The 25,836-nt window shown below is 73.5% G+C and carries 28 protein-coding genes; 12 read left to right on the top strand and 16 right to left on the bottom strand.

Annotated features, from left to right (window positions below):
- Positions 1-3: 3 nt before the first annotated feature.
- The 3 genes from ACZ6KF_RS09130 to ACZ6KF_RS09120 all read right to left on the bottom strand — a co-directional run bounded on the left by ACZ6KF_RS09130 (position 4) and on the right by ACZ6KF_RS09120 (position 2,372).
- Positions 4-861: a PHP domain-containing protein gene (locus ACZ6KF_RS09130; protein ID WP_356626425.1), complete on the bottom strand. Its 858-nt coding sequence runs from the start codon at positions 859-861 to the stop codon at positions 4-6.
- A 158-nt stretch (positions 862-1,019) separates the two neighbouring features.
- Positions 1,020-1,661, bottom strand: coding sequence for a DUF6758 family protein (locus tag ACZ6KF_RS09125; protein ID WP_356626423.1), 642 nt, complete (start codon positions 1,659-1,661; stop codon positions 1,020-1,022).
- A 126-nt stretch (positions 1,662-1,787) separates the two neighbouring features.
- On the bottom strand, positions 1,788-2,372 hold the full coding sequence (locus tag ACZ6KF_RS09120; protein WP_356626422.1) for a suppressor of fused domain protein: 585 nt from the start codon (positions 2,370-2,372) through the stop codon (positions 1,788-1,790).
- Positions 2,373-2,945: 573 nt separating this feature from the next.
- Between ACZ6KF_RS09120 and ACZ6KF_RS09115 the strand changes: the two genes are divergently transcribed.
- Together ACZ6KF_RS09115 and ACZ6KF_RS09110 are read left to right on the top strand one after the other, a co-directional pair.
- Positions 2,946-4,061, top strand: a complete 1,116-nt coding sequence (locus ACZ6KF_RS09115) for a magnesium and cobalt transport protein CorA (RefSeq protein WP_356626420.1) — start codon at positions 2,946-2,948, stop codon at positions 4,059-4,061.
- Between the two features lie 25 nt (positions 4,062-4,086).
- Positions 4,087-4,599 (top strand): hypothetical protein, encoded by a 513-nt coding sequence (locus tag ACZ6KF_RS09110; RefSeq protein ID WP_356626418.1) that lies wholly within the window; start codon positions 4,087-4,089, stop codon positions 4,597-4,599.
- Between the two features lie 13 nt (positions 4,600-4,612).
- Here ACZ6KF_RS09110 and ACZ6KF_RS09105 read toward each other — a convergent pair whose 3' ends face one another.
- Positions 4,613-5,347, bottom strand: coding sequence for a LolA-like protein (locus ACZ6KF_RS09105; RefSeq protein ID WP_356626802.1), 735 nt, complete (start codon positions 5,345-5,347; stop codon positions 4,613-4,615).
- Between the two features lie 200 nt (positions 5,348-5,547).
- On the opposite strand from ACZ6KF_RS09105, the gene ACZ6KF_RS09100 reads away from it, so the two are divergent.
- From ACZ6KF_RS09100 to ACZ6KF_RS09090, 3 genes are read left to right on the top strand one after another with little or no spacing between them, the layout of a single operon-like run.
- The gene (locus tag ACZ6KF_RS09100; RefSeq protein WP_356626416.1) at positions 5,548-6,840 is read left to right on the top strand and encodes a magnesium transporter MgtE N-terminal domain-containing protein; all 1,293 of its coding nucleotides are present in this window, start codon (positions 5,548-5,550) and stop codon (positions 6,838-6,840) included.
- Positions 6,830-7,438 (top strand): DUF1003 domain-containing protein, encoded by a 609-nt coding sequence (locus tag ACZ6KF_RS09095; protein ID WP_356626414.1) that lies wholly within the window; start codon positions 6,830-6,832, stop codon positions 7,436-7,438. Before ACZ6KF_RS09100 ends, ACZ6KF_RS09095 begins: the two co-directional genes overlap by 11 nt.
- Positions 7,439-7,481: 43 nt before the next feature.
- A complete protein-coding gene (locus ACZ6KF_RS09090; protein WP_356626412.1) occupies positions 7,482-8,615 on the top strand; it encodes an Mrp/NBP35 family ATP-binding protein in 1,134 nt (377 codons plus the stop codon).
- A gap of 91 nt (positions 8,616-8,706) precedes the next feature.
- Here ACZ6KF_RS09090 and ACZ6KF_RS09085 read toward each other — a convergent pair whose 3' ends face one another.
- From ACZ6KF_RS09085 to sigE, 5 genes are all read right to left on the bottom strand, one after another.
- Positions 8,707-9,363 carry a hypothetical protein gene (locus tag ACZ6KF_RS09085; RefSeq protein WP_469176024.1) on the bottom strand — a complete coding sequence of 219 codons (657 nt, stop codon included), beginning with the start codon at positions 9,361-9,363 and terminating at the stop codon, positions 8,707-8,709.
- A gap of 161 nt (positions 9,364-9,524) precedes the next feature.
- On the bottom strand, positions 9,525-9,953 hold the full coding sequence (locus ACZ6KF_RS09080; protein WP_356626409.1) for a sec-independent translocase: 429 nt from the start codon (positions 9,951-9,953) through the stop codon (positions 9,525-9,527).
- A gap of 164 nt (positions 9,954-10,117) precedes the next feature.
- Entirely contained in the window at positions 10,118-12,331 is a 2,214-nt protein-coding gene (locus ACZ6KF_RS09075; RefSeq protein ID WP_469237847.1) for a S1C family serine protease, read from the bottom strand.
- Positions 12,332-12,371: 40 nt separating this feature from the next.
- Positions 12,372-13,265, bottom strand: coding sequence for an anti-sigma factor family protein (locus tag ACZ6KF_RS09070; RefSeq protein ID WP_469237844.1), 894 nt, complete (start codon positions 13,263-13,265; stop codon positions 12,372-12,374).
- Positions 13,262-14,047, bottom strand: a complete 786-nt coding sequence (gene sigE / locus ACZ6KF_RS09065) for an RNA polymerase sigma factor SigE (protein ID WP_356626405.1) — start codon at positions 14,045-14,047, stop codon at positions 13,262-13,264. Before sigE ends, ACZ6KF_RS09070 begins: the two co-directional genes overlap by 4 nt.
- 163 nt (positions 14,048-14,210) lie before the next feature.
- On the opposite strand from sigE, the gene ACZ6KF_RS09060 reads away from it, so the two are divergent.
- Complete coding sequence (locus tag ACZ6KF_RS09060; protein ID WP_356626800.1) at positions 14,211-14,909, top strand: O-methyltransferase; 699 nt, start codon at positions 14,211-14,213, stop codon at positions 14,907-14,909.
- Between the two features lie 97 nt (positions 14,910-15,006).
- On the opposite strand, the gene ACZ6KF_RS09055 is transcribed toward ACZ6KF_RS09060, so the two are convergent.
- Entirely contained in the window at positions 15,007-15,174 is a 168-nt protein-coding gene (locus tag ACZ6KF_RS09055; RefSeq protein ID WP_003966491.1) for a DUF3117 domain-containing protein, read from the bottom strand.
- A 380-nt stretch (positions 15,175-15,554) separates the two neighbouring features.
- On the opposite strand from ACZ6KF_RS09055, the gene chcB reads away from it, so the two are divergent.
- A complete protein-coding gene (gene chcB, locus ACZ6KF_RS09050) occupies positions 15,555-16,358 on the top strand; it encodes a 2-cyclohexenylcarbonyl CoA isomerase (protein ID WP_469237842.1) in 804 nt (267 codons plus the stop codon).
- Between the two features lie 33 nt (positions 16,359-16,391).
- On the opposite strand, the gene ACZ6KF_RS09045 is transcribed toward chcB, so the two are convergent.
- Together ACZ6KF_RS09045 and ACZ6KF_RS09040 are read right to left on the bottom strand one after the other, a co-directional pair.
- On the bottom strand, positions 16,392-16,976 hold the full coding sequence (locus tag ACZ6KF_RS09045) for a DNA-3-methyladenine glycosylase I (protein WP_356626402.1): 585 nt from the start codon (positions 16,974-16,976) through the stop codon (positions 16,392-16,394).
- A complete protein-coding gene (locus ACZ6KF_RS09040; protein ID WP_469237840.1) occupies positions 16,973-17,332 on the bottom strand; it encodes a DivIVA domain-containing protein in 360 nt (119 codons plus the stop codon). The genes ACZ6KF_RS09045 and ACZ6KF_RS09040 overlap by 4 nt, the downstream gene beginning before the upstream one ends.
- 181 nt (positions 17,333-17,513) lie before the next feature.
- On the opposite strand from ACZ6KF_RS09040, the gene folP reads away from it, so the two are divergent.
- Positions 17,514-18,374, top strand: coding sequence for a dihydropteroate synthase (folP, locus tag ACZ6KF_RS09035; protein WP_469157401.1), 861 nt, complete (start codon positions 17,514-17,516; stop codon positions 18,372-18,374).
- Between the two features lie 13 nt (positions 18,375-18,387).
- Here the strand turns inward: folP and ACZ6KF_RS09030 are convergent, their stop codons facing one another.
- Together ACZ6KF_RS09030 and dapE are read right to left on the bottom strand one after the other, a co-directional pair.
- Complete coding sequence (locus ACZ6KF_RS09030) at positions 18,388-19,146, bottom strand: LOG family protein (protein WP_469237838.1); 759 nt, start codon at positions 19,144-19,146, stop codon at positions 18,388-18,390.
- 102 nt (positions 19,147-19,248) lie between these two features.
- Entirely contained in the window at positions 19,249-20,328 is a 1,080-nt protein-coding gene (dapE, locus tag ACZ6KF_RS09025; protein WP_356626396.1) for a succinyl-diaminopimelate desuccinylase, read from the bottom strand.
- Between the two features lie 82 nt (positions 20,329-20,410).
- On the opposite strand from dapE, the gene ACZ6KF_RS09020 reads away from it, so the two are divergent.
- Together ACZ6KF_RS09020 and ACZ6KF_RS09015 are read left to right on the top strand one after the other, a co-directional pair.
- Positions 20,411-21,421 (top strand): heavy metal transporter, encoded by a 1,011-nt coding sequence (locus ACZ6KF_RS09020; protein ID WP_469157402.1) that lies wholly within the window; start codon positions 20,411-20,413, stop codon positions 21,419-21,421.
- A gap of 319 nt (positions 21,422-21,740) precedes the next feature.
- Positions 21,741-22,175 carry an ATP-binding protein gene (locus ACZ6KF_RS09015; RefSeq protein ID WP_356626393.1) on the top strand — a complete coding sequence of 145 codons (435 nt, stop codon included), beginning with the start codon at positions 21,741-21,743 and terminating at the stop codon, positions 22,173-22,175.
- 80 nt (positions 22,176-22,255) lie between these two features.
- Here ACZ6KF_RS09015 and ACZ6KF_RS09010 read toward each other — a convergent pair whose 3' ends face one another.
- A complete protein-coding gene (locus ACZ6KF_RS09010; RefSeq protein ID WP_356626391.1) occupies positions 22,256-23,359 on the bottom strand; it encodes a bifunctional succinyldiaminopimelate transaminase/glutamate-prephenate aminotransferase in 1,104 nt (367 codons plus the stop codon).
- Between the two features lie 123 nt (positions 23,360-23,482).
- Positions 23,483-23,806 carry a ferredoxin gene (gene fdxA, locus ACZ6KF_RS09005; protein ID WP_356626389.1) on the bottom strand — a complete coding sequence of 108 codons (324 nt, stop codon included), beginning with the start codon at positions 23,804-23,806 and terminating at the stop codon, positions 23,483-23,485.
- Between the two features lie 140 nt (positions 23,807-23,946).
- Here fdxA and ACZ6KF_RS09000 point away from each other — a divergent pair, with 140 nt between their 5' ends.
- Complete coding sequence (locus ACZ6KF_RS09000) at positions 23,947-24,933, top strand: GNAT family N-acetyltransferase (RefSeq protein ID WP_469176299.1); 987 nt, start codon at positions 23,947-23,949, stop codon at positions 24,931-24,933.
- Between the two features lie 17 nt (positions 24,934-24,950).
- The gene (locus ACZ6KF_RS08995) at positions 24,951-25,802 is read left to right on the top strand and encodes a transglutaminase-like and tetratricopeptide repeat-containing protein (protein ID WP_469237836.1); all 852 of its coding nucleotides are present in this window, start codon (positions 24,951-24,953) and stop codon (positions 25,800-25,802) included.
- Positions 25,803-25,836: the final 34 nt, after the last annotated feature.

Genomic DNA, 25,836 nt, shown 5'->3' with positions numbered 1-25,836 from the left:
CGGTCAGGCCCCGCCGGTCCCCGGCACCGGGAACGCCCCGGTCGCGCGCCGCGTGATCTCGCCGTACACCTCGGGGTCGGTGGTGTACTCGCCGAGCACACAGGTCTTGCGGCTGCCGTGGTAGTCGCTGGAGCCGGTGACGAGCAGCCCCAGTTCCTTGGCCAGGCCGCGCAGCCGCGCCCGGGTGTCCGGGTCGTGGTCCATGTGGTCGACCTCGATGCCGTCGAGCCCGGCGGCGGCCAGCTCGGCGATCACCGCATCCGGCACCGTACGGCCCCGCTTGGATGCGGCCGGGTGCGCGAACACGGCGACGCCCCCGGCATCCTTGATCAGCCGGATCGCCTCGAAGGGGTCGGTCTCGTGCTTCTCCACGAAGGCCCGCCCGCCGTCTGCCAGCCACTCCTGGGTGAACGCGTCGCCCACGGTCTCCACGACGCCCAGCTCGACCAGCGCGGAGGCGACGTGCGGCCGTCCGACCGAGCCGTCGCCGGCGATCCGCGCGACCTGCTCCCAGGTGACCGGCACGCCGAGCGCGTTCAGCTTGGCGATCATGCCCTTGGCCCGCGGCACTCGGTCGTCGCGCACCAGCTCACGCTCGGCGAGCAGCGCGGGCTCCTCGGCGTCGAAGAGGTAGGCGAGCATGTGCATGCTGACACCGGACAGACGGCAGGACAGCTCGGCGCCGGTGACGAGGGTCAGCCCCTCCGGCAGGGCGGCGAGTGCCTCGGCGTGGCCGCGGGTGGTGTCGTGGTCGGTGAGGGCGACGACGTCGAGCCCCGCGGCGGCGGCGTGTCGCACCAGCTCGGCGGGGGTGTCCGTCCCGTCGGACGCGGTGGAGTGGGTGTGCAGGTCTATGCGCACGACACGGACTCCAAGCGGTGGGACGGGCAGCGGGCGGGGGACGAGCACTCAGGATAGCCGCCCGCCGGTCACCTCCGTGTCACACCCGCTCGCCGGGAGCGCCCCCTACGCGTGGCTCCACCGGGCGGCCTCCCGCCACGCGTGCGCCCCCACGCCGCCTACGGATGCAGCAACCGCGGCGACAACGCCCCGCACGGCACCAGTTCCAGCTCCGCCCCGGCCTCCCGGACGTCCGTCAGCACCAGTTCGTCGTACATCAGCAGCCCCGACTGCTCGGGCCAGACGACCGCCCACAGCCACAGCCCGAGCGCCTCGCCCGCGAAGACCGCGCGGTCGTCCGGCGTGCCGGAGACCAGCCAGAGGGGGGTGGGACGGCCGGCGGCGAGGACCTTGGCCTGGGGCGGCTTGCCGACGTCCATGTACGGGCCCGGGTCCGGGCCGTCGATGCCCGCGTACCGCGCGCCGAGGCCGACGCCGAGCTCCTCGGCGACCAGGATCAGCTCCCCTATGCCGCCGAGCGGCCCGGGGCCGGAGCAGGCCACTGCCGTGGCGCGGCCGCCGCTGCGGTCGTCGCCGGCACAGGCCACGCCCGTGAACAGCCAGCCGACCGGCAGCGGCCACGGCATCCACACCGGTACCTGCGTGCGATGCACCACGACGCTGAGGGCCTCGACGCTGGGCGGGATCACGGGCTGCAGCGGATGCACGGCGCCGTGGACATCGCACTGCCAGGAATCGGCGAAGAGTCCGGGAGCCCTGACCCGGCCACCACACTTCGGGCAACTGGGTTCGCCCCTCATAGGGCTCCACGGTCCTACCCAAGTCCCGTCCCGTCAAGGACGATCACCCGTCCGGGGGAAACCCGGGCCGAGCGGCGGTACGGGTGACGTTCCTCACCTCCGGCGACCGCTCGCTCGGGCGCCGGGTCAGTCCAGCGGGACGGACCGGCGGGCCGGGTCGCGCAGGTCGGTGCCGTGCGTCAGCCACCGCTCCTGGAGGGCCGCGGCACCGTGCACGCGCTTCCAGGCGGCCTCGTTCGGGGTCATCGGCAGCAGCGGCAGGAACCGCACGGGGTCGAGCGGCGGGTCCAGCTCCAGGTCCTCGACCAGGCCGCCGGGCTCGGCCACCAGCACGGAGGTGAAGGGAGCGCCGGGCCACAGCGGCTCGCCGACGTCCAGTGACGCGCCCGGCGCCACGACGACGCCCTCGACCTGCGGGGAGGCGGCGAGCACGGCGAGCGGGCGGAGCACCTTGTCGGTGTCGGCGCGCCCCGCGCGGACCGACAGGACCAGTTCGGCGCGCGGCCCCGCCACCGGGTCGGCGACCAGGGCCGTGGGGTCGGACATGGGCTGGGCGGACATGCCGAGCGTGGCGTAGCGGACGACGTCCCCCTCCTGGAAGCGGAGCACCTCGATGCGGTCGGTGCCGAGGAAGGTGACCGCGGCGCGGGCGTCCGGCTCGCCGAGCGCGGTGCGCAACCGGGCCTCGACCAAAGGAAGAACGTCAGCCATGCGGTGAGCATAGAACTCGTCAGGAGCGGGCAAAGCAGCACCTTGACACTTCAGTCGGCTGATACTCTTGGCCGGTGTTCGGGCAGCGCGCCAAGGCCCCTGGCAGGCCGTCGAGGCACTGAGGGAGCCGCGTTCCCGTCCGACGCCTGAAGACTCCCCTGCGGGGAACACCCCGTATCAGGGGGAATGGCTCGTCCCTCACGAGGGACCGACCGGAGGAGGTGGGGCTGTCATGGATCGAAGTCGACCGTGCAGTAGCACCCGCTCTTCCGGCCACTGACGGCCACTGACGTAGCTGCTTGGCTCTGGCCCGCCGCCGCCTTTCGCTCACGCGTCTTCACACGGAAGAGCACTTCGTTCGTTCTGCCTGATCTGTCTGACTGTTCTGTTGATCTGCATCAGCAGCTGAATCAGTAGCGAAGCTCGCCACCGCGACGGTGCGGTGCTCCCCGCTTTGTGGACGTGCCAAACCTCCTTCCCGTGCGCGATGTCGGGAAGACCCGCAGGACGTCCCCATTCCGGGCAGTTCCACCCGCCGCCGGCGGCCTTTCGTTGCTCGCGAAGGAGCCTGCCATGTCGATGATCCGTGACCTGCGCGCCGCGGTCCGGCCCTCGCGTCCCGCGCTGCGCAAGGAATCCGGCGCGTACGACACCACGCGCGACCCCCGCTCCACCAGCGCCGTCGTCGACTGCGCCGTCTACCGCGACGGCACCCGCGTCGAGACGGCGGGGCCGCTCACCCCGCACGAGGCGATGCGTCAGGTGCGGCGCGACGGCGGCTTCGTCTGGATCGGGCTGCACGAGCCGACCGAGGCCGAATTCGCCGGAATCGCCGGGGAGTTCGGGCTGCACCCGCTCGCCGTCGAGGACGCGGTGCAGGCCCACCAGCGGCCCAAGCTGGAGCGGTACGACGACTCGCTGTTCACCGTCTTCAAGACCATCCACTACGTCGAGCACGACGAACTCACCGCCAGCAGCCAGGTCGTGGAGACCGGCGAGGTGATGTGCTTCACCGGCCGGGACTTCTTCATCACCGTCCGGCACGGTGGCAAGGGCTCGCTGCGGGCGCTGCGGCACCGGCTCCAGGACGACCCCGAGCTGCTCGCCAAGGGCCCCTCGGCCGTGCTGCACGCCATCGCCGACCACGTCGTGGACGGCTACGTCGCGGTCGCCGACGCGGTGCAGGACGACATCGACGAGGTGGAGACCGAGGTGTTCTCCCCGGGCCGCAAGGGCGCACCGCGCGGTACGGACGCCGGCCGGATCTACCAACTCAAGCGCGAGGTGATGGAGTTCAGGCGGGCGGTGCAGCCGCTGATGCGTCCGCTGCAGCTGCTCAGCGAGCGGCCGATGCGGCTGATCGAGCCGGACATCCAGAAGTACTTCCGGGACGTCGCCGACCACCTGGCCCGGGTGCAGGAGCAGGTGACCGGCTTCGACGAGCTGCTCAACTCCATCCTCCAGGCCAACCTCGCGCAGGCGTCCGTCGCGCAGAACGAGGACATGCGCAAGATCACGTCGTGGGCCGCGATCATCGCCGTGCCGACGATGGTGTGCGGGGTGTACGGGATGAACTTCGACTACATGCCTGAGCTGCGCTGGAGGTTCGGCTACCCGCTGGTGCTCGGCGTCACCGCGATGATCTGTTTCGGGATCCACCGCACCCTCAAGCGCAACGGCTGGCTGTGAGGGCGGCCCGGATAGTCTGGGTCCCATGACTGGTGAGCTGCTCGACCGGGCCCTCGTCGAGGAGGCCACGAAGAAGTCCGGCCTGATCTGGGTCAAGGGCTCCGGCGTGCCGGCCGCGCGGGCGCTGTGGCATGTGTGGCACGACGGCGCCGCGTACGTCGTCGGCGACGGTCCGGGGGAGCAGCCGCTGCCGGGGCTGGTGGGCGGGGCGAGCGCCGAGGTGACGGTCCGCAGCAAGGACAAGGGCGGCCGGCTGGTCTCCTGGACGGCGCGCGTGGAGGAGCCCGCCGCCGGGTCCGAGGAGTGGGAGGCGGCCGTCGCCGAGTTGAAGGGCAAGCGGCTCAACGCCCCCGACGGCGAGGCGATGACGGAACGCTGGCGACGCGAGTGCCGGGTGGTGCGGCTGGCGCCGACCGGTGAGACGCACCCGCTGCCGCAGGGCTCGCTGGCCGCCGCGCCGGCGTCGACGCCGGCCACGACGCGCGAACCGATCCCGGCGGGGCTGCCCCGGCTCCTGAGGAAGCGCCGGCGCAAGTAGCCGGGCCGGCCGCTCAAGTCGTCGGCAGCTGGCGGCCGTAGTCGACCGTCTCCTCCTTCGCCGGCTGCTTCAGCTCGAAGTCCTTGCCCCACTCGGAGAAGCGGAGCGTGCCCGCGCCGCCCGCGCGCACCAGCCGCAGCGGATACGGGGTGCCCTCCAGGGAGACGTCGAGCGTGCCGCCGGCGCCCTCGTCGCCGGTGATGCGGACGGTGCGCACACCGGACTGCTCGTGGCGGCCGTCGGTCTTCAGGGCGCCGTGCAGGGTGAGCAGGCCGTCGAGGAGCTGGTCCTTGTCGGTGAAGCCGCTGAACCTCTTGTACGAGGGGTCGCCCTCGGGCACCTTCACGTACTTGCCCTCCAGCTTGCCCGCCGCCGCCTCGGAGTCGCCCTCCTCGCCGTCGCTCCAGAACTCCGCGTCGGCCATCAGGAACAGCTCCTCGCCGACCCGCAGCAGCCGGAAGGTGGCCCCCTCCGCGGTGACCGACCCGGTGCCGCCGTCGCCCTTCAGGCGCATGTCGAGGGAGTAGGTGTTCTTGCCGGCGACCACGGTCCCGGACAGGTGCACGGCCTCGGCGGACGCCGCCGCCTTCCGCGTCCGGGTCTGGATCTGCTCGGGCGGCAGCTTGCCGACCCCGTTCGTGCCCGCGTCGGGGTCCTCGCTGCTGCACCCTGTCAGCCCCGTTCCGGTCACGGCCAGTGCGCACATCGCGCTCACCAGTGCGGCCCGGCGGAGACGGCCGTGGAGCATCGCGGTCACAGGTGGGACTGCCTTTCCGATCGGTGGTCCTGGGCGGCGTACGGCAGCGTACCGGGGCCAGGTGAAGCGGGCGGAGCCAGTCCGTCCGGACCGTTCTCCGGGGCGGAGCCGATCAGTACCGGCTAGCCTGAAGCCCACGCAAGCGGGCAATCGGAACAAGACAGACACCCGTGGGAGAAGGAGGCGCGGTCATGGCAGCGGGCGCCCCCCGGATCTTCGTCTCGCACCTGGCCGGTGTCGCCGTCTTCGACCCCAACGGCGACACCGTGGGCCGGGTGCGCGAGCTAGTCGTCATGCTGCGCGTCGGCCGACGGCCCCCGCGGCTGCTCGGCCTGGTCGTCGAACTGGCCACCCGCCGCCGGATCTTCCTGCCCATGACCCGGGTCACCGGCATCGAGTCCGGCCAGGTCATCACCACCGGCGTGCTCAACGTCCGGCGCTTCGAACAACGCCCCACCGAGCGCCTCGTCTTCGGGGAACTGCTCGACCGGCGCGTCACGCTGGTCGAGACCGGCGAGGAGGTCACCGTCCTGGACCTGTCGGTGCAGCAGCTGCCCGCCCGGCGCGACTGGGAGATCGACCGCGTCTTCGTCCGCAAGGGCCGCAGGGGCGGCGCGTTCCGGCGGGCCAAGGGCGAGACGCTGACGGTGGAGTGGTCCGCGGTCACCGGGTTCTCGCTGGAGGAGCACGGGCAGGGCGCCGAGAGCCTGCTCGCCACCTTCGAGCAGCTGCGCCCCGCCGACCTCGCCAACGTCCTGCACCACCTCTCCGCCAAGCGGCGCGCCGAGGTCGCCTCCGCCCTGGACGACGACCGGCTCGCCGACGTGCTGGAGGAGCTGCCGGAGGACGACCAGATCGAGATCCTCGGCAAGCTGAAGGAGGAGCGGGCCGCCGACGTCCTGGAGGCCATGGACCCCGATGACGCCGCCGACCTGCTCGCCGAGCTGCCCGAGGAGGAGAAGGAGCGCCTGCTGAGCCTGATGCAGCCCTCCGACGCCGCCGACATGCGCCGCCTGATGGCGTACGAGGAGCACACCGCGGGCGGTCTGATGACGACCGAGCCGATCGTGCTGCGTCCCGACGCCACCGTCGCCGACGCCCTCGCCCGGGTCCGCAACCCCGACCTCTCCCCCGCCCTCGCCGCCCAGGTCTACGTCTGCCGCCCGCCCGACGAGACGCCGACCGGCAAGTACCTGGGCACCGTCCACTTCCAGCGGCTGCTGCGCGACCCCCCGTACACGCTGGTCAGCTCGCTCGTCGACGACGATCTCCAGACGCTCGCGCCCGGGGCGGCGCTGCCGCTGGTCGCCGGGTTCTTCGCGACGTACGACATGGTCGCGGCGCCCGTCGTGGACGAGTCGGGTTCGCTGCTGGGGGCGGTGACGGTGGACGACGTGCTGGACCACATGCTGCCCGAGGACTGGCGGGAGACGGAGTTCCACTTCGACCAGGACGTCGAGGGGGCGGTCGCCGATGGCGCCTGAGCGCGAGGCGTGGCGCGAGACGGGCCGGGAGCGGGTACCGGCGGGCGCCACCGCCACCACGCGCAGCCGCCCCCGGCTGGACCAGCCGCGCCCGCCGCGCCGCCGGCTGCTGCCCGAGTGGGACCCGGAGGCCTTCGGCAAGGTGTCGGAGCGGATCGCGCGCTTCCTCGGCACCGGGCGGTTCATCGTCTGGATGACGTTCGCCATCGTGCTGTGGGTGGTGTGGAACGTCTCCGCGCCCGAGGCGCTGCGGTTCGACGAGTACCCGTTCATCTTCCTGACGCTGATGCTGTCGCTGCAGGCCTCCTACGCCGCCCCGCTGATCCTGCTCGCGCAGAACCGGCAGGACGACCGCGACCGGGTCAACCTGGAGCAGGACCGCAAGCAGAACGAGCGCTCGATCGCGGACACCGAGTACCTGACCCGGGAGATCGCCGCCCTGCGCATCGGGCTCGGCGAGGTGGCCACGCGGGACTGGATCCGCTCCGAGCTGCAGGACGTGGTGAAGGAGCTGGAGGACCGGGCGGACGGCAGGCGGGACGGGCGGCGGGTATTCCCGGCCGACCGGTCGGGGGCACGTGACGTAGACGACCGCTGACGGGCTTTCCCGGGTCCCCGCCGCGCGCCGTACCATCGTCCCTATGGCTACGGAAGACGCGGTGCGCGAGGCACTGGCGACGGTGAACGACCCCGAGATCAACCGCCCCATCACGGAACTCGGGATGGTCAAGTCGGTGGAGATCGGTGCGGACGGTGCGGTCGCGGTCACCGTGTACCTGACGGTCTCCGGCTGCCCCATGCGGGACACGATCACTCAGCGGGTGACCGACGCGGTCTCGCGGGTCGAGGGCGTCACGCGCGTCGACGTCACGCTGGACGTGATGAGCGACGAGCAGCGCAAGGAGTTGGCGGCGGCGCTGCGCGGCGGCCAGACCGAGCGGGAGGTGCCCTTCGCCAAGCCGGGCTCGCTGACCCGCGTCTACGCGGTCGCCTCCGGCAAGGGCGGGGTCGGCAAGTCGTCCGTGACCGTCAACCTGGCGGCGGCGATGGCGGCGGACGGGCTGAAGGTCGGTGTCGTGGACGCCGACATCTACGGCCACTCCGTGCCGCGGATGCTCGGCGCGGACGGACGTCCCACCCAGGTCGAGAACATGATCATGCCGCCGTCCGCCCACGGCGTGAAGGTGATCTCCATCGGCATGTTCACGCCGGGCAACGCCCCGGTGGTGTGGCGCGGCCCGATGCTGCACCGGGCGCTGCAGCAGTTCCTGGCGGACGTGTACTGGGGCGACCTGGACGTGCTGCTGCTGGACCTGCCGCCCGGCACCGGTGACATCGCCATCTCGGTGGCCCAGTTGGTGCCGAACGCCGAGATCCTGGTCGTGACGACCCCGCAGCAGGCGGCGGCCGAGGTGGCGGAGCGGGCCGGCTCGATCGCCGTGCAGACCCACCAGAAGATCGTCGGCGTGGTCGAGAACATGTCCGGGCTGCCCTGCCCGCACTGCGGCGAGATGGTCGACGTGTTCGGCACGGGCGGCGGTCAGACCGTCGCCGACGGCCTGACCCGCACGACCGGGGCGAACGTCCCGGTGCTCGGCTCCATCCCGATCGACGTCCGGCTGCGCGAGGGCGGCGACGAAGGCAGGCCGGTGGTGCTCAGCGACCCGGAGTCCCCGGCGGGCGCGGCCCTGCGCGCGATCGCGGGCAAGCTGGGCGGCCGTCAGCGCGGACTGTCGGGGCTGTCGCTGGGGATCACCCCGAAGAACAAGTTCTGACCGGGTTCCGACCGGCCGGACGGACACGGGAAGGGGCGCCGGCGCCGGCGCCCCTTCGTCACGTCCTGCGCGGGACGTACCGCGCGCCCGGTCAGGCGTACTGCGCGATGTCCTTGATCATCGCGAAGCCCAGCCCGTACGCGCTCATCCCCCTGCCGTACGCGCCCACGTGCACCTTGGACTCGGTGGATCCGGCCAGGACCCAGCCGAACTCCGACTCGCGGTAGTGGAACGGGGTGGGGACCCCGTCGACCGGCAGCGACAGCGTCGACCACTCGGGGCCGGCCAGGTCGTCCGCAAGGGCCCAGGCGGTCTCCGTCTGCTGCTCCAGCCAGTCGTCGCGCAGGCTGTGGTCCATCTGGCCGGGCCAGGTGAACGACAGCAGCCCGACGCCCGCGAGCCAGGCCGCGGACGACACCGTGGTCGCCTCCAGTACGCCCGTGCCGTCCGCGGTGCGCCGTACCGGGTGGGCCGCGACGGTCACCACGACCGCGAACCGCTCCCGGTCCTCCGTCCCCTCGTGCCGCACCGTGGGTTCGTCGCCGTGGCCGATGGAGCCGTGCTCCACCGCGCCGTCCGCCGTCGTGCCGACCTGCATCAGCCAGCGCGGTCCCATGAACGCCTCGTCGAGGCCGTACCACGGGAAGGGCGCGCGCAGGTAGCCGTCGACCGCGCGCCAGGCCGAGGGGGCGTGCGATGCGCCCTCCGCGGCCGGCGCCTGCGCGACTGCCCTACTCGTCGTCTCCATGTGCCCGGACGCCTCCTCGCTCTCGTCGGACCGGTCGGCCCGCCCCCCATCGGGCGTACTCGTCCGGTCCGGACAACAACTCGGCAGCATAGCCACCCCGTCCCCGGGCGCCGGGAACACGCCCGTCGGGCGGCGGGGCGTCGCCCCTGCCGCGGGCAGGCTCAGGTGGCGTCGGCGTCGAAGGGCGGGCGGTCGTCGGGCTTCTTCGTCATGTCGACGCGGTCGGCGGCGGGGGCGGCCGGCGCGGCGGTGGCGGAGGAGTCGGCGTCGCGGCCGTGGACCGCGTCGGTGACCTCGGCCATCTCCTTCTTGAGGTCGAAGCCGTTGCGGATTTCCTTGAGCCCCAGGTCGTCGTTGTCCAGCTGCTTGCGCAGGAACGTCTTGGGGTTGAGGTCCTCGAACTCGAAGTCCTTGAACTCCGGGCCCAGTTCCTGCCGGATGTCCTGCTTGGCACTCTCCGAGAAGTCCCGGATCTTGCGGATCGTGCGGGTGACGTCCTGGATGACCTTCGGGAGCTTGTCCGGACCGAAGACGAGCACCGCGAGGACGATGAGCGTCACCAGCTCGAGCGGTCCTATGTCATTGAACACCTGAAAGCTCCTTGCGATGTCCGGCCGGCACCACGGTACCCGCCGATCCCGTCCGACCGGTACTGCCCCGTGCCCCCCGAGTGTGGGCAAGTGGGCGATTCGTCCCCTCTTCCCTTTTCCTGCATGGACGAATGGTCCGGACTGCGAGGTTCGTATGCGTTCGCTCAGCCGTCGCTCGAGCCGAGCACGAGGGAGAGCGTGCGCTCCTCCCCGTCACGGACCAGGGTCAGCTCCAGGCGGTCGCCGGGACGGTGGGCGCGGGTCTTGACGATCAGCTCCTCGCCGGAGTGGACCCGCTGCCCGTTCACCTCGGTGATGACGTCGCCGGGCTCGATGCCGGCCCGGTCGCCGGGGCCGCCGGGGACGACCGGGGGGCCGCCGTCGTTGTCCTTGACGCCGACGCGGGCGCCGTCCCCCGCATAGGCCATGTCGAGGGTGATGCCGATGACGGGGTGGGTCGCCCGGCCGGTGTTGATCAGTTCCTCGGCGACGCGCTTGCCCTGGTTGATGGGGATGGCGAAGCCGAGGCCGATGGAGCCGGACTGGCCGCCGCCCTCCTCGTCGTCCGGGCCGCCGCCGGCCGAGCGGATCGCGGAGTTGATGCCGATGACGCGGGCGCGGGCGTCGAGCAGGGGGCCTCCGGAGTTGCCGGGGTTGATGGGGGCGTCGGTCTGGAGGGCGTCCACGTAGGAGACGTCGCTGTCGTCGCCGCCGGCCGTGATGGGCCGTTCCCGGGCGCTGATGATGCCGGAGGTGACCGTGCCGGCGAGGTCGAAGGGGGCGCCGATGGCGACGACCGGGTCACCGACCTCGACGTTGTCGGAGTTGCCGAGCGGCAGGGGCTTGAGGCCCTTGACGCCCCGGACGCGGACGACGGCGAGGTCGTAGCCGCCGTCCCGGCCGACGATCTCGGCCTCGGCGGTGTCGCCGCTGTGGAAGGTGACGGTTATCTCGCCGTCGTCGTCGGCCGAGTCGACGACGTGGTTGTTGGTGAGGATGTGACCCCGGTCGTCGAGGACGAATCCGGTGCCGGTGCCCTGCCCGCCGGAGCCGTTGACGTGCAGGGTGACCACGCTGGGCAGGGCGCGCGCGGCGATCCCGGCCACGCTGTCCGCGGGCCGCCCGGCGGGCTCCTCACCTGCCTGGGGCAGCTCGATCTGTCCGACGCCGCCGTTGCGCTCCAGATAGGCGCCCACGACACCGCCGACGCCGCCCGACACGAGCGCGATCGCCGCTGCCGCGGCGACGAGCCCCCGCCTGACCCTGGTCCGCCGCTGGTCCCGGGTGAGCACACCGCCGCCGGTCTGCTGGAGGGGGGCGGAGGGGGACACGGGAGCGGCCCAGGGGTCGTAGCGGCGCCAGGGATCCAGGGAGGTGGGGGCGGGGGCGTCGGGGGTGGGTACGGGACCGGGGCCCGGGCCGGCCGTGGTGGGGGCGGAGTCCGACACGGGGCCCGGCGCGAAGGGCGCGGGTGCGGTGAGGGGGGTGGCCGCGTCCGTCGAGGCGGGCGGGAAAGCGCTGTGCGGGGACGGCTCGGGCACACCGTGGGCCGGGGCCGCGCCGGACACCGGCAGGGCGGTTTCCCGGGCGGGTGCGGGGGCGGGGCCGTGCCCGACAGGGGCCGCTTCCGCCGTACCGGGCGGGAAGACGCCGTGCGCAGACGGCTCGGGCACACCGTGGGCCGGGGCCGCGCCGGACACCGGCAGGGCGGGCGCAGGGGCGGGGCCGTGCCCGACGGGGGCCGCTTCCGCCGTGCCGGGCGGGAAGACGCCGTGCGCAGACGGCTCGGGCACACCATGGACCGGGGCCGCGCCGGACACCGGCAGGGCGGTTCCCTGCGCGGGCGTCGTGGCGGGGTGCTGTACGGGCGGGGCGGGCGCCCAGGGGCCCGGTTCGCCATAGGGAGGGGTGCTGTAGGGGTCGGGGTCGTGAAGCGGCCTGGGCCCGTCCTGCGGGGGCACGGCCGCGGGGGCGGTGCCGTCGGAGTCGGGCGCGGGCCCGGCCTCCGGCGCCGGGACGGGCTCGACGGCCTCTTCGCGGGCGGCCGGGCGGTCCGCCGCGAGCCCATAGGCCGTGGGGCGGTCCGCCGCGGACTCACGCGTCGGAGCGGACTCGGGCGCCGGACCGGACTCGCGCATCGGAACCGTCGCGGACGGAGGAGCCGGCACAGGAACGGCCTCCCCGTCCTCCGGCCGGCGCAGTGCGAAGTCGCCCTCCGCCGCTGCGGGCGGCTTCGGGCGTTCCAGTTCGAAGTCGCCGGCGTGCGCGGTGCCCTCCCGTTGCCCCGCAGGGTCCTGCGCGGGCTTCCCCTCGTTCATGCTCTCCCCACAGCCGGGCGCGGCCCGCTCGTCGTTGGTGGCCGCTGTCTTCGGTGCCACCTCGGATTCAACCAGGTTCGCGCGCCCGGGCGCAGCGGCGTCAGCGGGAGGGCCCCGGGGCGGGGGTGGGCTCCGAGAGCAGGTCCGGCGTCGTCGACCAGGCGGTCAGCGCGATCGGCGGGGCCGCCGAGAGCGGGCGTATGAGCGGGGACATGGCGGCCGCGCCCGCGACGACGGGCGCCGTGAGCGTGTCCACCGCCTGCCCGGCGCCGCCCGGCAGCAGCGGGGCGGACAGCTGTGTGGGAGCCGTCGGACTGCCGAGGGCCCGTCCGCCCTGGCCCTGTGCCAGCAGCGGGGCGACCGCGCGCCGCCGCTGGCCGTCGGGCGCCGTCGGGGCCCCCGACCCCGGCGAGCGCACCGGCGTCACATTGCTGCCGCTGCCCGAGCCGCCGCGGGTGTCCGTGTCGCCCGGCGTGCCCGTGGTGACGCCGCCCAGCGCGATGGCGGCCAGCGACACCGCCCCGGCGGCGACGAACGCGAAGCGCCGCCCGCGCGAGGCCGCGGCGCGCTCGGCCTCCTGACGGCCGACGTCATGGATGCGGAAGCCCGCGGCGGGCAGGTAGTCGAAGCCGAGACGCTCACCGCGTCTCATGCCGAAGACGCCGTCGCCGAGGCCTCCCCCCAGCGGCGGCAGCCCGCCGTCGTCACGGTCGCCCGCCATCGGTCCGCCTCCGGGCAGGCCCTGCAGGCGGGCCAGGAAGCTCTCCGAGGGCGGCGGGGGCGCGGCCTGGGCGAAGACGTTCTTCAGCCGGCGCTGTGCGTCGACCTCCGCCTTGCACTTCGGGCAGGTCGCCACGTGCGCCAGCACACGCTCGCGCGTGTCATGACCGAGCTCTCCGTCGACGAGCGCGGCGAGCCGGTCTCCCAGGTGCTGTTCCGCCAGACGGTCCCCGGTGAGGCGGCCTTCGGCGGATTCGGGCCGTGTTCCACTCACGCGGACGCGCCCCCTCCTCCCAGAGCGGGCACCCGGGCGGCGAAGGAGCGGCGCTCGGCGCGCGCCTCCGGCGAGCGGTGCGCGAGCGCCTTGCGCAGCTGCGAACGGCCGCGGTGGATCCGCGACCGGACGGTGCCGAGCTTGACGCCGAGGGTCGCGGCGATCTCCTCGTACGACAGCCCTTCGATGTCGCAGAGCACGACCGCGGCACGGAACTCCGGCGCCAGGGTGTCCAGGGCCTGCTGGACGTCCGCGTCGAAGTGGGCGTCGTTGAAGACCTGCTGGGGGTTGGGCTCCCGGCTGGGCAGGCGCTCGGCCGCGTCCTCGCCGAGGGCGTCGAAGCGGATCCGCTGCTTGCGGCGGACCATGTCCAGGAAGAGGTTGGTGGTGATGCGGTGCAGCCAGCCCTCGAAAGTGCCCGGCGTGTACGTCGACAGCGAGCGGAAGACGCGGACGAAGACCTCCTGGGTGAGGTCCTCGGCGTCGTGCTGGTTGCCGGTGAGGCGGTAGGCCAGTCGGTACACGCGGCCACTGTGCGTGCTGACGATCTCCTCCCACGTGGGCGGAGTCCAAGCCTGCCCGTCCGCGTCGGTGGAGAAGGTCGCGGTCTGGGCACGGCCGCCGGAGGAACCGGCGGCGTGGCTGTGGTCAGCAGCGGTGTCGTTCACGGATTTCGGCCTGCCCGCCGACCCGAGGAAGCGCCTCAGCCCTCCTGCCCGGTCCACAGGCGCAGCCGCACCTCCCCTGTCGGCTCTGGTGGTGTCCAGTGGAGCCCCTACCATAGCCACCTCGTCCGTTAGCTCCGGATAAGCGGTTTTACGAGAATTTGATCTGGGCTGATACGGCTCATACGGCTGCGTCAGCACTTGCTCGTCGCCCCGCTGTTCGTCGTGATCCAACCGTGTCCCCCGCCCTCGTCTCCCGCCCTTCCAAACGTCCGGTCCCATCTGCGGGTTCCCGGCGGCAGCGGATACAGTCACGCCCAGGCAACCGTGGGGACAGGAGAGGGTCATTACCGGCAACCGGCAGACGAGCTGGGCGTTCGCCGACGCCTATGTCGCCGAGGACGAAGCGCTGCGCTGGGCCCGCGACCGGGCCCGCGAGGCAGGGCTGCGCTCGGTGTCGCCCGGCACGGGCGCCGCCCTGCGGTTGCTGGCCGCCTCGGTGGACGCCAAGGCCGTCGCCGAGATCGGCACCGGGACCGGCGTGTCCGGGATCCATCTGCTGCACGGGATGCGGCCGGACGGGGTGCTGACGACCGTCGACCCGGAGCCGGAGCACCAGCAGTTCGCCCGGCAGGCGTTCCGCGCCTGCGGCTTCGCCAGCAACCGGGCGCGCTTCATCCCCGGCCGCGCGCTGGAGGTGCTGCCGCGCCTGGCGGACGCCGGGTACGACCTGGTGTTCTGCGACGGCGACCGGCTGGAGGTGCTGGACTACCTCGCTGAATCGTTGCGGCTGCTGCGGCCGGGCGGGCTGGTCGCCTTCGAGGGCGTCTTCGGCGGCGGGCGCACCGTGGACTCGGGTCCGCAGCCCACGGAGGTCGTGCGGCTGCGGGAGCTGTTGCGGGCGGTGCGCGAGAGCCAGGAGCTGGTGCCGTCGCTCCTGCCGGTGGGCGACGGCCTGCTGTGCGCGGTCAAGCGCTGAGCCGCCCTCCGACGAGCAGGGCAGGTGCCCGGTACGCGTCCGCCCCGGCACCGAAGCGGCGCCGGGGCGGACGGAAGGGTTGGGGTCGTTCGCGGCGTCAGCCCACGACCTTCTTGAGGGCGTCGCCGAGCGCGTCGGCCTCGTCCGGGGTCAGCTCGACGACGAGCCGACCGCCGCCTTCGAGCGGAACGCGCATGACGATGCCCCGCCCCTCCTTGGTCACCTCGAGCGGGCCGTCACCCGTTCGCGGCTTCATGGCCGCCATGCTCGTTCCCCTTCCTGAAACCCAGCTCATCGTCAAAGCCGACGCGGCCCCCTGAAGGGCACGCGCGTCCTTCAGCAGGACGCGCGACACCGGCATCGAACACATTGCTTCCCAGCCATTATCCCGCATGGGACGACCCGATGACCAACATCGGTCGGCATCGCTTGGGCAACGCGCGCGAGCAAAACCACTCAATTCGGCGATGCGACTGCGATACTGCGCCACCTGCCGGACCTCGGCCGACCGGAAACTGCCGGAGATTCTTTGACGCAGGTCACACGCGCGCTCCGGCCCGGCGCCGCCGATCTCCGCCATGCTGTCCTCGATGACGGGCCCTACCGACCGGTAGGACCGAGCCGCGACACCGGAGGGGATGCCCCATGGCCGACACCGTGCTCTACGAGGTGAGCGACGGACTGGCGACGATCACGCTGAACCGCCCCGAGGCGATGAACGCGCTGAACATCGAGGCCAAGGAGGCCCTCCGGGACGCGGTCCGGTCCGCGGCCGGCGACGACGCCGTACGGGCCGTGCTGCTGACCGCCGCCGGCGACCGGGCGTTCTGCGTGGGGCAGGACCTCAAGGAGCACATCGGGCTGCTGGCCTCCGACCGGGAGTCGGGCGGGGGGCGGACCATGACCACCGTGCGGGAGCACTACAACCCGATCGTGCGGGCGCTCGCGGGCGCGGCCAAGCCGGTCGTCGCCGGGGTGAACGGTGTGGCCGCGGGGGCCGGGTTCGGCTTCGCCCTCGCCGCCGACTACCGGGTGGTGGCGGACACGGCGGCCTTCAACACCTCGTTCGCCGGGGTCGCGCTGACCGCGGACTCCGGGGTCTCCTGGACGCTGCCGCGGGTCGTGGGGCCGGGCCGCGCCGCCGACCTGCTGCTGTTCCCGCGCAGCATCACGGCGCAGGAGGCGTACGAGCTGGGCATCGCCAACCGCGTCGTCCCGGCGGCCGACCTGCGGGCGGAGGCCGAGACCGTCGCCCGCGCGCTCGCAGAGGGCCCGACGGTGGCGTACGCGGCGCTGAAGGAGTCCATGGCGTACGGACTGACCCACTCCCTGTCCGAGACCCTGGACAAGGAGGACGAGCTGCAGACGCGCGCCGGGGCCTCGCAGGACCACGCGATCGCGGTGCGCGCCTTCGTCAACAAGGAGAAGCCGAAGTACCTCGGTCGCTGACCGGCGGCGCGACGGCTCGGGCGGGCGACGGGATCACGCGGCGGCGCGGCGGGCGACGCAGTCGGCGAGGTGGTCGTCGACCAGGCCGCACGCCTGCATCAGCGCGTACGCCGTGGTGGGGCCGACGAAGCGCAGGCCCCGCTTCTTGAGCGCCTTGGACAGGGCCGTCGACTCCGGGGTGAGCGCGGGGACGTCGGCCAGGGCCTTGGGGACCGGGCGGGCGGCCGGGTCGGGGGCGTGGGACCAGATCAGCCCGTCCAGCTCGCCCGGCGCCCATCCGGCGAGCACGCGCGCGTTGGCGAGGGTGGCGTCGACCTTGGCGCGGTTGCGGATGATGCCGGGGTCGGCCAGCAGCCGCTCCCGGTCGGCGTCGGTGAACTCGGCGACCCTGGCGATCTCGAACCCGGCGAAGGCGGCGCGGAAGCCGGGGCGGCGGCGCAGGATGGTGATCCACGACAGCCCGGACTGGAACGCCTCCAGCGAGAGGCGTTCGAACAGGGCGTCGTCGCCGTGGACGGGGCGGCCCCACTCCTCGTCGTGGTAGGCCACGTAGTCCGGGGTGGACAGCGCCCACGGGCAGCGCAGGGCGCCGTCCGGGCCGGCCAGGGCCTCGCTCACTGCTCCTCCCGCTGCTGCTGCTCGGGCTCGTCCGGGGCGCCGCCGCCGGCCGCGGTCCGGGCGCCGGCCAGGGCGGACTCCAGGTCGGCGATGCGGGCGTCGCGCTCGGCCAGCTCGGCGGCGAGCCGGCCGAGGGCGTCGTCGACGTCGGCCATGCGGTAGCCGCGCAGGGCGAGCGGAAAGCGCAGGGCGTCGATGTCCGCGCGGCCGACGGGGCGGTCCGGGGGCAGCGGGTCGCGCAGCAGCTCCGGCCCCGTCCCGGTCAGCGGGCCGTTCTCGCCGCCGCCCACCACCGCGAGCGTCACCGCGGTGACCACGACGGCGAGGGCCACCACAAGGAACAAGAACATCACCATCGCTGAGGGTCCCCACGCTCGTGTCTCACGGACGGCACGCACCGGCGTACGGGGTGTCCCGCGGCGCGCGCCGACTTCGGATGTGTCAGGGTCCGATCGTGCCATGCGGTGCTGGCGGTTAGGGTCGCAGGCGGCCGAGAAGAGGCCGCCCAACGGGACGTACGAGGAGAGGCCACAGCGGATGCTCAGGCTGGGCAGGCGGGAATTCGAGCCGCACGAGCCGGTGATCATGGCGATCGTGAACCGGACCCCGGACTCGTTCTACGACCAGGGGGCGACCTTCCGCGACGAGCCCGCCCTCGCGCGCGTGGAGCGGGCGGTGGCCGAGGGCGCCGCGATCATCGACATCGGCGGGGTCAAGGCGGGGCCCGGCGAGGAGGTCACCGCCGAGGAGGAGGCGCGGCGCACGGTCGGCTTCGTGGCGGAGGTGCGGCGGCGCTTCCCGGACGTGGTGATCAGCGTGGACACCTGGCGGCACGAGGTCGGCGAGGCCGTCTGCGAGGCGGGCGCCGATCTCCTGAACGACGCCTGGGGCGGGGTCGATCCCCGGCTCGCGGAGGTCGCCGCCCGCCACCGGGTCGGCCTGGTGTGCACGCACGCCGGCGGCGCCGAGCCCCGCACCCGCCCGCACCGGGTGACGTACGACGACGTGATGGCCGACATCCTCCGGGTGACCGTCGGACTCGCGGAGCGGGCGGTGGCGCTCGGCGTGCCGCGGGAGTCGGTGCTGATCGACCCGGGGCACGACTTCGGCAAGAACACCCGGCACAGCCTGGAGGCGACCCGGCGGCTCGGCGAGATGGTGGAGACGGGCTGGCCGGTGCTGGTGTCGCTGTCCAACAAGGACTTCGTCGGCGAGACCCTGGACCGCCCGGTGAAGGAGAGGGTGATCGGCACCCTGGCCACGACGGCGGTGTCGGCGTGGCTGGGCGCTCAGGTGTACCGGGTGCACGAGGTGGCGGAGACCCGCCAGGTGCTGGACATGGTGGCGTCGATCGCGGGCCACCGCCCCCCGGCGGCGGCCCGGCGGGGACTGGCCTGACCCGGGCGGGGCGCTATCGCCCCGCCTCCTTGGAGACCAGGGCCACCGCCTCGTCCACGTCGTCGGTGACGTGGAAGAGGAGGAGGTCCTTCTCGGCCGCCTTGCCCTGGGCGATGACCGTGCCGCGCAGCCAGTCGACCAGCCCGCCCCAGTACTCCGTGCCGAACAGCACGATGGGGAAGCGGGTGACCTTCTGGGTCTGCACCAGGGTGAGCGCCTCGAACAGCTCGTCGAGGGTGCCGAGGCCGCCCGGCAGGACCACGAAGCCCTGCGCGTACTTGACGAACATCATCTTCCGGACGAAGAAGTACCGGAAGTTGAGGCCGATGTCGACGTAGGGGTTCAGCCCCTGCTCGAAGGGCAGCTCGATGCCGAGGCCGACCGAGATGCCCTTGGCCTCGCAGGCGCCCTTGTTGGCCGCCTCCATGGCCCCGGGGCCGCCGCCGGTGATCACCGCGAAGCCCGCCTCGACCAGCCCTCGGCCGAGCCGCACGCCCGCCTCGTACTCCGGGGAGCCGGCGGGGGTGCGGGCCGAGCCGAAGACGCTGATGGCCGGCGGGAGTTCGGCGAGGGTTCCGAAGCCCTCGATGAACTCCGACTGGATGCGCAGCACCCGCCAGGGGTCGGTGTGGACCCAGTCGGTGGGCGCGCGCTCGTCCAGCAGCCGCTGGTCGGTGGTGCTCGACTGCACCTGGTCCCGCCTGCGGAGGATTGGGCCCAGGCGCTGTTCCTCCGGCGGCCTCTTCTTGCCCTCGGGGTTGCCGGTAGCCATGTGCGCTCCCTCCGTCTGCAGGTGGTTCCACCTCAGCCTAGATCTACGCGGGTTACGTACGGGGGACCTCAGCATGTCCGCCGTGCGCCGGCGTAAACGCGATCACGCCGTCAGCCAGGCCCGCAGCCGCTCCTCCCCCGCGAGGATCTTCGCGGTGTCCACCCTTTCGTCCCGCTTGTGCGCCAAGTGGGGATTGCCGGGACCGTAGTTGACGGCGGGGATGCCGAGGGCGCTGAAGCGGGAGACGTCCGTCCAGCCGAACTTGGGCTGCGGGGTGCCGCCGACCGCCTCGATGAAGGCCGCCGCGGCCGGGTGGGACAGCCCGGGCAGGGCCCCGCCGCTGTGGTCGTCGACCACGAACTCCTCGACCCCGCAGTCCGCGAACACCTCGCGGACGTGGTCGATCGCCTCCTGTTCGGTGCGGTCGGGCGCGTAGCGGAAGTTGACCGACACCACGCACTCGTCGGGGATGACGTTCCCGGCGACGCCGCCGGAGATCCCGACCGCGTTGAGGCCCTCGCGGTACTCCAGCCCGTCGATGACCGGCCGGCGCGGCTCGTAGGAGGCGAGGCGGGCCAGGATCGGGGCGGCCGCGTGGATGGCGTTGGACCCCATCCAGCCGCGCGCGGAGTGCGCCCGCTCCCCCTTGGTCTTCAGCAGCACCCGCAGCGTGCCCTGGCAGCCGCCCTCGACCTCGCCGTCGGACGGTTCCAGCAGCACCGCGAAGTCGCCGCGCAGCCACTCGGGGTGCGCCTCGGCGACGTGCCGCAGACCGTTGAGCTCGGCGGCGACCTCCTCGTTGTCGTAGAAGACGAAGGTCAGGTCGCGGTTGGGGGCCGGGACGGTGGCCGCGATGCGCAGCTGCACGGCCACGCCGGCCTTCATGTCGCAGGTGCCGCAGCCCCACAGCACGCCCTCGTCGTCGAGCCGGGAGGGCACGTTGTCGGCGATGGGCACGGTGTCGATGTGCCCCGCGAGGATCACGCGCTGCTCGCGGCCCAGATCGGTCCGGGCGATCACGTTGTTGCCGAAGCGGTCGACCGTCAGGTGCGGCAGGGTGCGCAGGGCGGCCTCGACGGCGTCCGCGAGGGGCTTCTCGGCGCCGCTCTCCGAGGGGATGTCGACGAGCCGAGCGGTCAGCCGCGCGGCATCCAGCGTGAGGTCAAGCGGGGTATCGGCCATGCCCCCGACCCTAGCGTCCGCCCCCGCGCACACGGTCCGTACCCTGCACGGAACCGCCCGTACTCTCCAGTACCTTGTTGGGATGCCAGAGCCGTCCCCCACCCCCAGCACGTCCCGGCGTCGCGGCCGCCTCCTGCGCACCGGGGCGGCCCTCGTGGTCCTGCTCGCCGTCGCGGCCTACCTCGCGGTGCAGTACGTCACCGGAGGCGCGGGCGGTCCGGGATGCAGGGTCGTCGCGGCCGACGGCGACGGGGAGACGTACGAGTTCTCGCCCGAGCAGGCGGTGAACGCGGCGACGATCACCGCCGTCGGCACCGCGCGGGGCCTGCCCGAGCGGGCGGTGACGATCGCGCTCGCGACCGCGCTCCAGGAGTCCGCCCTGCGCAACATCGACCACGGCGACCGCGACTCCCTCGGCCTCTTCCAGCAGCGGCCCTCCCAGGGCTGGGGCACCGAGCGCCAGATCATGGACCCGATCTACTCGGCGGGCATGTTCTACGACCACCTCGTCGAGGTGCCGGACTACACCGAGCTGCCGCTCACCGTCGCCGCCCAGCGGGTGCAGCGCAGCGGTTTCCCGGAGGCGTACGCCAAGCACGAGCCCGATGCCGCGCTGCTCGCCGCCGCGCTGACCGGGCGGGCCGGCGGGACGCTCACCTGCGCCGGCCGGCCGGACGCCGTGCGGGCCGCCGGTCCGGACGCGGTGCGCGACGCGCTGCTGCGCGACTTCGGGCGGGACGCGGTGCAGCAGGCCGGCTCGGCCGTGCCGGACGCCGCCGCGGCCTCCCCCGCGCCCGCGCCCGCCCCGACGGCGAGCGTCCCGGAGGCCGAGACCAGCGGGCGCACGGTGACCGTGCCCGTGGAGGGCGCCGGCCGGGACGGGCGGGACGCCGGGGAGCGCGGCTGGCAGTTCGCCCACTGGGCGGTGGCCAACGCCTCGGCGCTGCGCATCGAGCGGGTCTCGTACGCGGGCCGGGAGTGGATCGCGGGCCGCACCGACAGCCAGTGGCGGCCGGTCGCGGAGGACGCCAAGGGCGGCGACGGGGCGGACGGGGCCGCGGAGGCGGCGGTCCGCATCGTCACCGCGCAGTAGTACGACGCTTCACCCGCAGGGGTTACGCAGGCCCTTGTCGCGGCCGGTGGGTTCAGGTTTTCGCGCCTTCACCCCCAGGCACGCCGGACCCCTTGGGCGGCAAGGGCCGTAAGGATTCAGCAGACTTTAGGACCGGGTCCCTTTCATCCCGTTTCCTTCACAGCCGATTATGCGACGCATTGCCAACTCTTTACGGTGGGCCGCCGCAACCTTCGGAGGCTTCGAGCGGTAGTCACTGCGTCCGGGCCCGGTCGGCGGAAGTCGCCAACCGCCGGGAAACACCGGACAGTTCACCGTTCTCTTCCGTCAAAGGAGCATCATGTCCCTGCCTCTGACCCGCCGGATCGCCCGTGCCGCGCTGCTCGTCGCCGCGGGAGCGGCAGCCGGGGTCGGTGCGGCCGGCTCCGCCAGCGCGGCGCCCGAGCTGCCCGCCGCCCCGAACCTCGGCGGGCTGACCGCGGTGGACGGCGCGCACGTCGGCGAGGCCGTCGACGGCGCGGCCCAGAAGACCACGAAGACGGTCGGCGACGCCGGCGGCAAGACGGTCAAGAAGGCGGTGCCGGCCGCGGGCAAGACCGGCGGCCAGGCCGTGAAGAAGGCGGCTCCGGCGGTGCAGCGGGCGGCGGGCGACGTCGCGGCCTCGGCCGGGGACGTCGTCGGCGACACCGCCTCCACGGCGGCCAAGGGCTCGCTGCCCACGGACGGCCTGGCCAAGGGCGGCCTGCCGGCGGGCCAGGGCCTGCCGCTGAGCTGACGCCGCCGCACCCCCGAGCACGACGGCGGGGTCCAGGGAGTTCCCTGGACCCCGCCGTCGTGCGTGAACGTCCCGGACGCCTACCGGGCCGCGGCCAGGCGCTCGGCGGCCGCCCGTACGCGCTCGTCGGTGGCCGTGAAGGCGACCCGGACGAAGCGCTCGCCCGCCGGACCGTAGAAGTCGCCCGGGGCGACCAGGATGCCCAGTCCGGCGAGGTGGGCGACGGTGTCCCAGCAGGACTCCTCGCGGGTGGCCCACAGGTACAGGCTGGCCTCGCTGTGCTCGATGCGGAAGCCGTGTCCGACCAGCGCCTCCCGCAGGATCGCGCGGCGGGCGGCGTAGCGCTCGCGCTGGACGCGGACGTGCTCGTCGTCGGCGAGGGCCGCGGCGGCCGCCGCCTGCGTCGGGGCCGACGTCATCATGCCGCCGTGCTTGCGGATCTCCAGCAGCGGGCCGAGGACCGCCGGGTCGCCCGCGAGGAACGCGGCGCGGTAGCCGGCGAGGTTGGACCGCTTGGACAGCGAGTGCACGGCGACGATGCCCTCGTAGGAGCCGCCGTTGACGTCGGGGTGGAGCACCGAGACCGGGTCGGCCTCCCAGCCCAGCTCCAGGTAGCACTCGTCGGAGAAGACCAGCACCCCGTGCTCGCGGGCCCAGGCCACGACACGCGTCAGCTCGTCCTTGCCGAGCACCCGGCCGGTCGGGTTGGAGGGCGAGTTGAGCCAGAGCAGCCGCAGGTTCGCCGGGTCGAGGGCGGTCGGGTCGTCGTACGCCTGGTGGTCGGCGCGGGCGAGCCGGGCGCCCACCTCGTACGTCGGGTAGGCCAGCCGCGGGTAGGCCACCGTGTCGCCGGGGCCGAGCCCGAGCTGGGTCGGGAGCCAGGCGACCAGCTCCTTGGAGCCGACGATCGGCAGCACATGCCGGTGGGTGACCTCACGGGCGCCCAGCCGGCGCTCCAGCCAGCCGGTGATCGCGTCGCGCAGCGCGGGCGTGCCCCACACCGTCGGATAGCCCGGCGAGTCCGCGGCGTCGACCAGCGCTTTCCGGATCGGCTCCGGCACCGGGTCGACCGGGGTGCCGACGGACAGGTCGACGATGCCGTCCGGGTGCGCCGCGGCCGTCTGCTTGTACGGCGCGAGCTTGTCCCACGGGAAGGCGGGCAGGCGGTCGGAGACTGCGGACACGGTTACTGGCTCACTTTCGTACGGTGCGGCGCCCCGCGGGCTCACAGGGGAACGCCTCGGTCCCGCACGGCGCGGGGCCGTACGGGACCGAGGCGGCACGGCAGGGGCGGGCCGATTACGTGATTACTCGGCCGCCTGCGGCGGGAGCGCGGCGACGAACGGGTGGTCGCGCTCGATCAGCCCGAGCTTGCTGGCGCCACCGGGGGAGCCCAGCTCGTCGAAGAACTCGACATTGGCCTTGTAGTAGTCCTTCCACTCCTCCGGGACGTCGTCCTCGTAGAAGATCGCCTCGACCGGGCAGACCGGCTCACAGGCACCGCAGTCGACGCATTCGTCCGGGTGGATGTACAAGGACCGCTGGCCCTCGTAGATGCAGTCGACCGGGCACTCCTCGATGCACGCCTTGTCCTTGACGTCGACACAAGGCTGCGCGATGACGTAGGTCACGCTGTCGTTCCTCCTCGATAGGGCGCTGGCGGGCCTCCGTAGGCTCCGCCGCCTGGCGCGCGGGAGCGCGGCGTCGTCGATGCCCGCCCCTAGTATCTCCGTTCTTGGGCGTGAACCGAACAGGAGGGGTGAAGCGACCTGTGGAAATATCCGCGAAGGGACGCCTCGAAGTCCGTATCACCACCGCTGACGTGGGCAAACGGGTCTCCGTTCGGCGTCTGCTGGCCCCCGCTGGCACGGGGGAGATTTTCACCGACACGGTCGGCGTTCTCACATCATGGGACCGCGGTGTGCTGACGATCACACGACGCGACGGCGAACGCGTCACCGTCGAGGAGTCCTCGCTGGTCGCGGGCAAGACGGTGCCCGCCGCCCCGGCCCGCCGCCGAGGGCCGGCCGCCTCCTACGAGGAGCTGGCTCGGGTCGCGGCGCGCGCCTGGCAGCCGGTCGAGAGCACCCGTCTGGGTGACTGGGAGCTGCGGGCCGCCGCCGGGTTCACCCGGCGCGCCAACTCCGTCCTCCCGCTCGGCGACCCCGGCGTGCCCCTGGACGAGGCGCTGACGGCCGTACGCCGCTGGTACGGCGCGCGCGGCCTGCCGGCGTACGTGCAGACCGCCACCGGCGCCGAGGGCACGCAGGAGCTGCTCTGCGCAGAGCTGGAGGAGCGCGGCTGGGTGCGCGAGGTGTCGGCCGAGCTGTGGGTCGGCGCGCTCGCCCCGCTCGCCGACCGCGCCCGGGGGCCGGAGGTGGCGCTGTCCAGGGAGGCGGACGGCGACTGGCTGTCCCGGTATCGGCGCAAGGGCGTGAGCGAGGTGGCGCTGCGGGTGCTGGGGGCGGGGCCGTCGGTGTGGTTCGCGACGGTGCCGGGCGAGGGCGGGCCGGCCGCGATCGGGCGGTGCGTGGTGGACGGGCGGTGGGCCGGTTTCGCCGCCGTGGAGGTCGATCCGGCGCTGCGGCGGCGGGGGCTGGCCTCGGCCGTCATGGCGGCGCTGGCCCGCCGGGCCCTCGACGAGGGCGCGTCCGCGGCCTGGCTGCAGGTCGAGACGGACAACGCGCCGGCGCGTGCGCTGTACTCGGGAATGGGCTTCGCCGCGCACCACGCCTACCACCACTACCGGTCTCCGTGAAAGGGCTCCCCTCCCCCATGAACGACCCCTTCCCGCCGCCGCCCGGGCGCGCCGCCGAGCTGCGCCGGCGGTTCGCCGAGGAGGCCCGCGCCGAGCGGCCCGATCTGGCCGCCCTGTGCCTGCTGGCGGCGGCGCAGGGGGACGCCGCACTGGACGAGGCGGGGCTGGACGCCGCGCAGGTCGAGCTGGACCGGCTGGCGGGCGAGGTGCGGTTCCGGCCGGGCGGCCCGCGCGCCTGGGCCGAGGCGCTGCGCGAACTGCTCGGCGAGCGGTACGGCTTCCACGGCACGCCGGGCGACTACCAGCGGCTGGACTCCTCGCTGCTGCACTCCGTGCTCCGGCGGCGGCGAGGGCTGCCGATCCTGCTGTCGGTGGTGTGGACGGAGGTCGCCCGGCGGGCGGGCGCGCCGGTGTACGGGGTGGCGCTGCCGGGGCACTTCGTGGTCGGGTTCGGTCCCCGCGAGGATCAGGTGCTGGCCGACCCGTTCGACGGAGGCCGCGTGCTCACCGGGGACGACGCGGAGCTGCTGGTGGCGGGGGCGACGGGGACCGGGCTGGACCCCGCGCTGCTGGAGCCGGCGGATCCGCTGGACGTCGTGCTGCGCATCCTGAACAACGTGCGGGCGTGGGCGGCGGCGCGGCCCGAGCGGACCGACGTGGCGCTGTGGGCGGTGGAGTCGTCCCTGCTGCTGCCCTCGCATCCGGCGCGGCTGCGGTTCGAGCGGGCGCAGTTGCTGGTGCAGCGGGGCGAGTTCCTGGCGGGGGCCGGTGAGCTGGAGGCGTACGCCGAGGTGGTGGGGGCGGTGGACGCGGAGGCCGCCGAACGGGTGCGGGCGCTGGCCCGTGCGGCCCGGGCCAGGCTCAACTAGGAGGCTCCGGCAACGGGACAGGGCGCCCGGCCGT

Source organism: Streptomyces sp. NPDC046379, from assembly GCF_055587785.1.
Note: the sequence above shows the minus strand (reverse complement) of the source record. Positions and strands in the feature narration are given on the sequence as shown.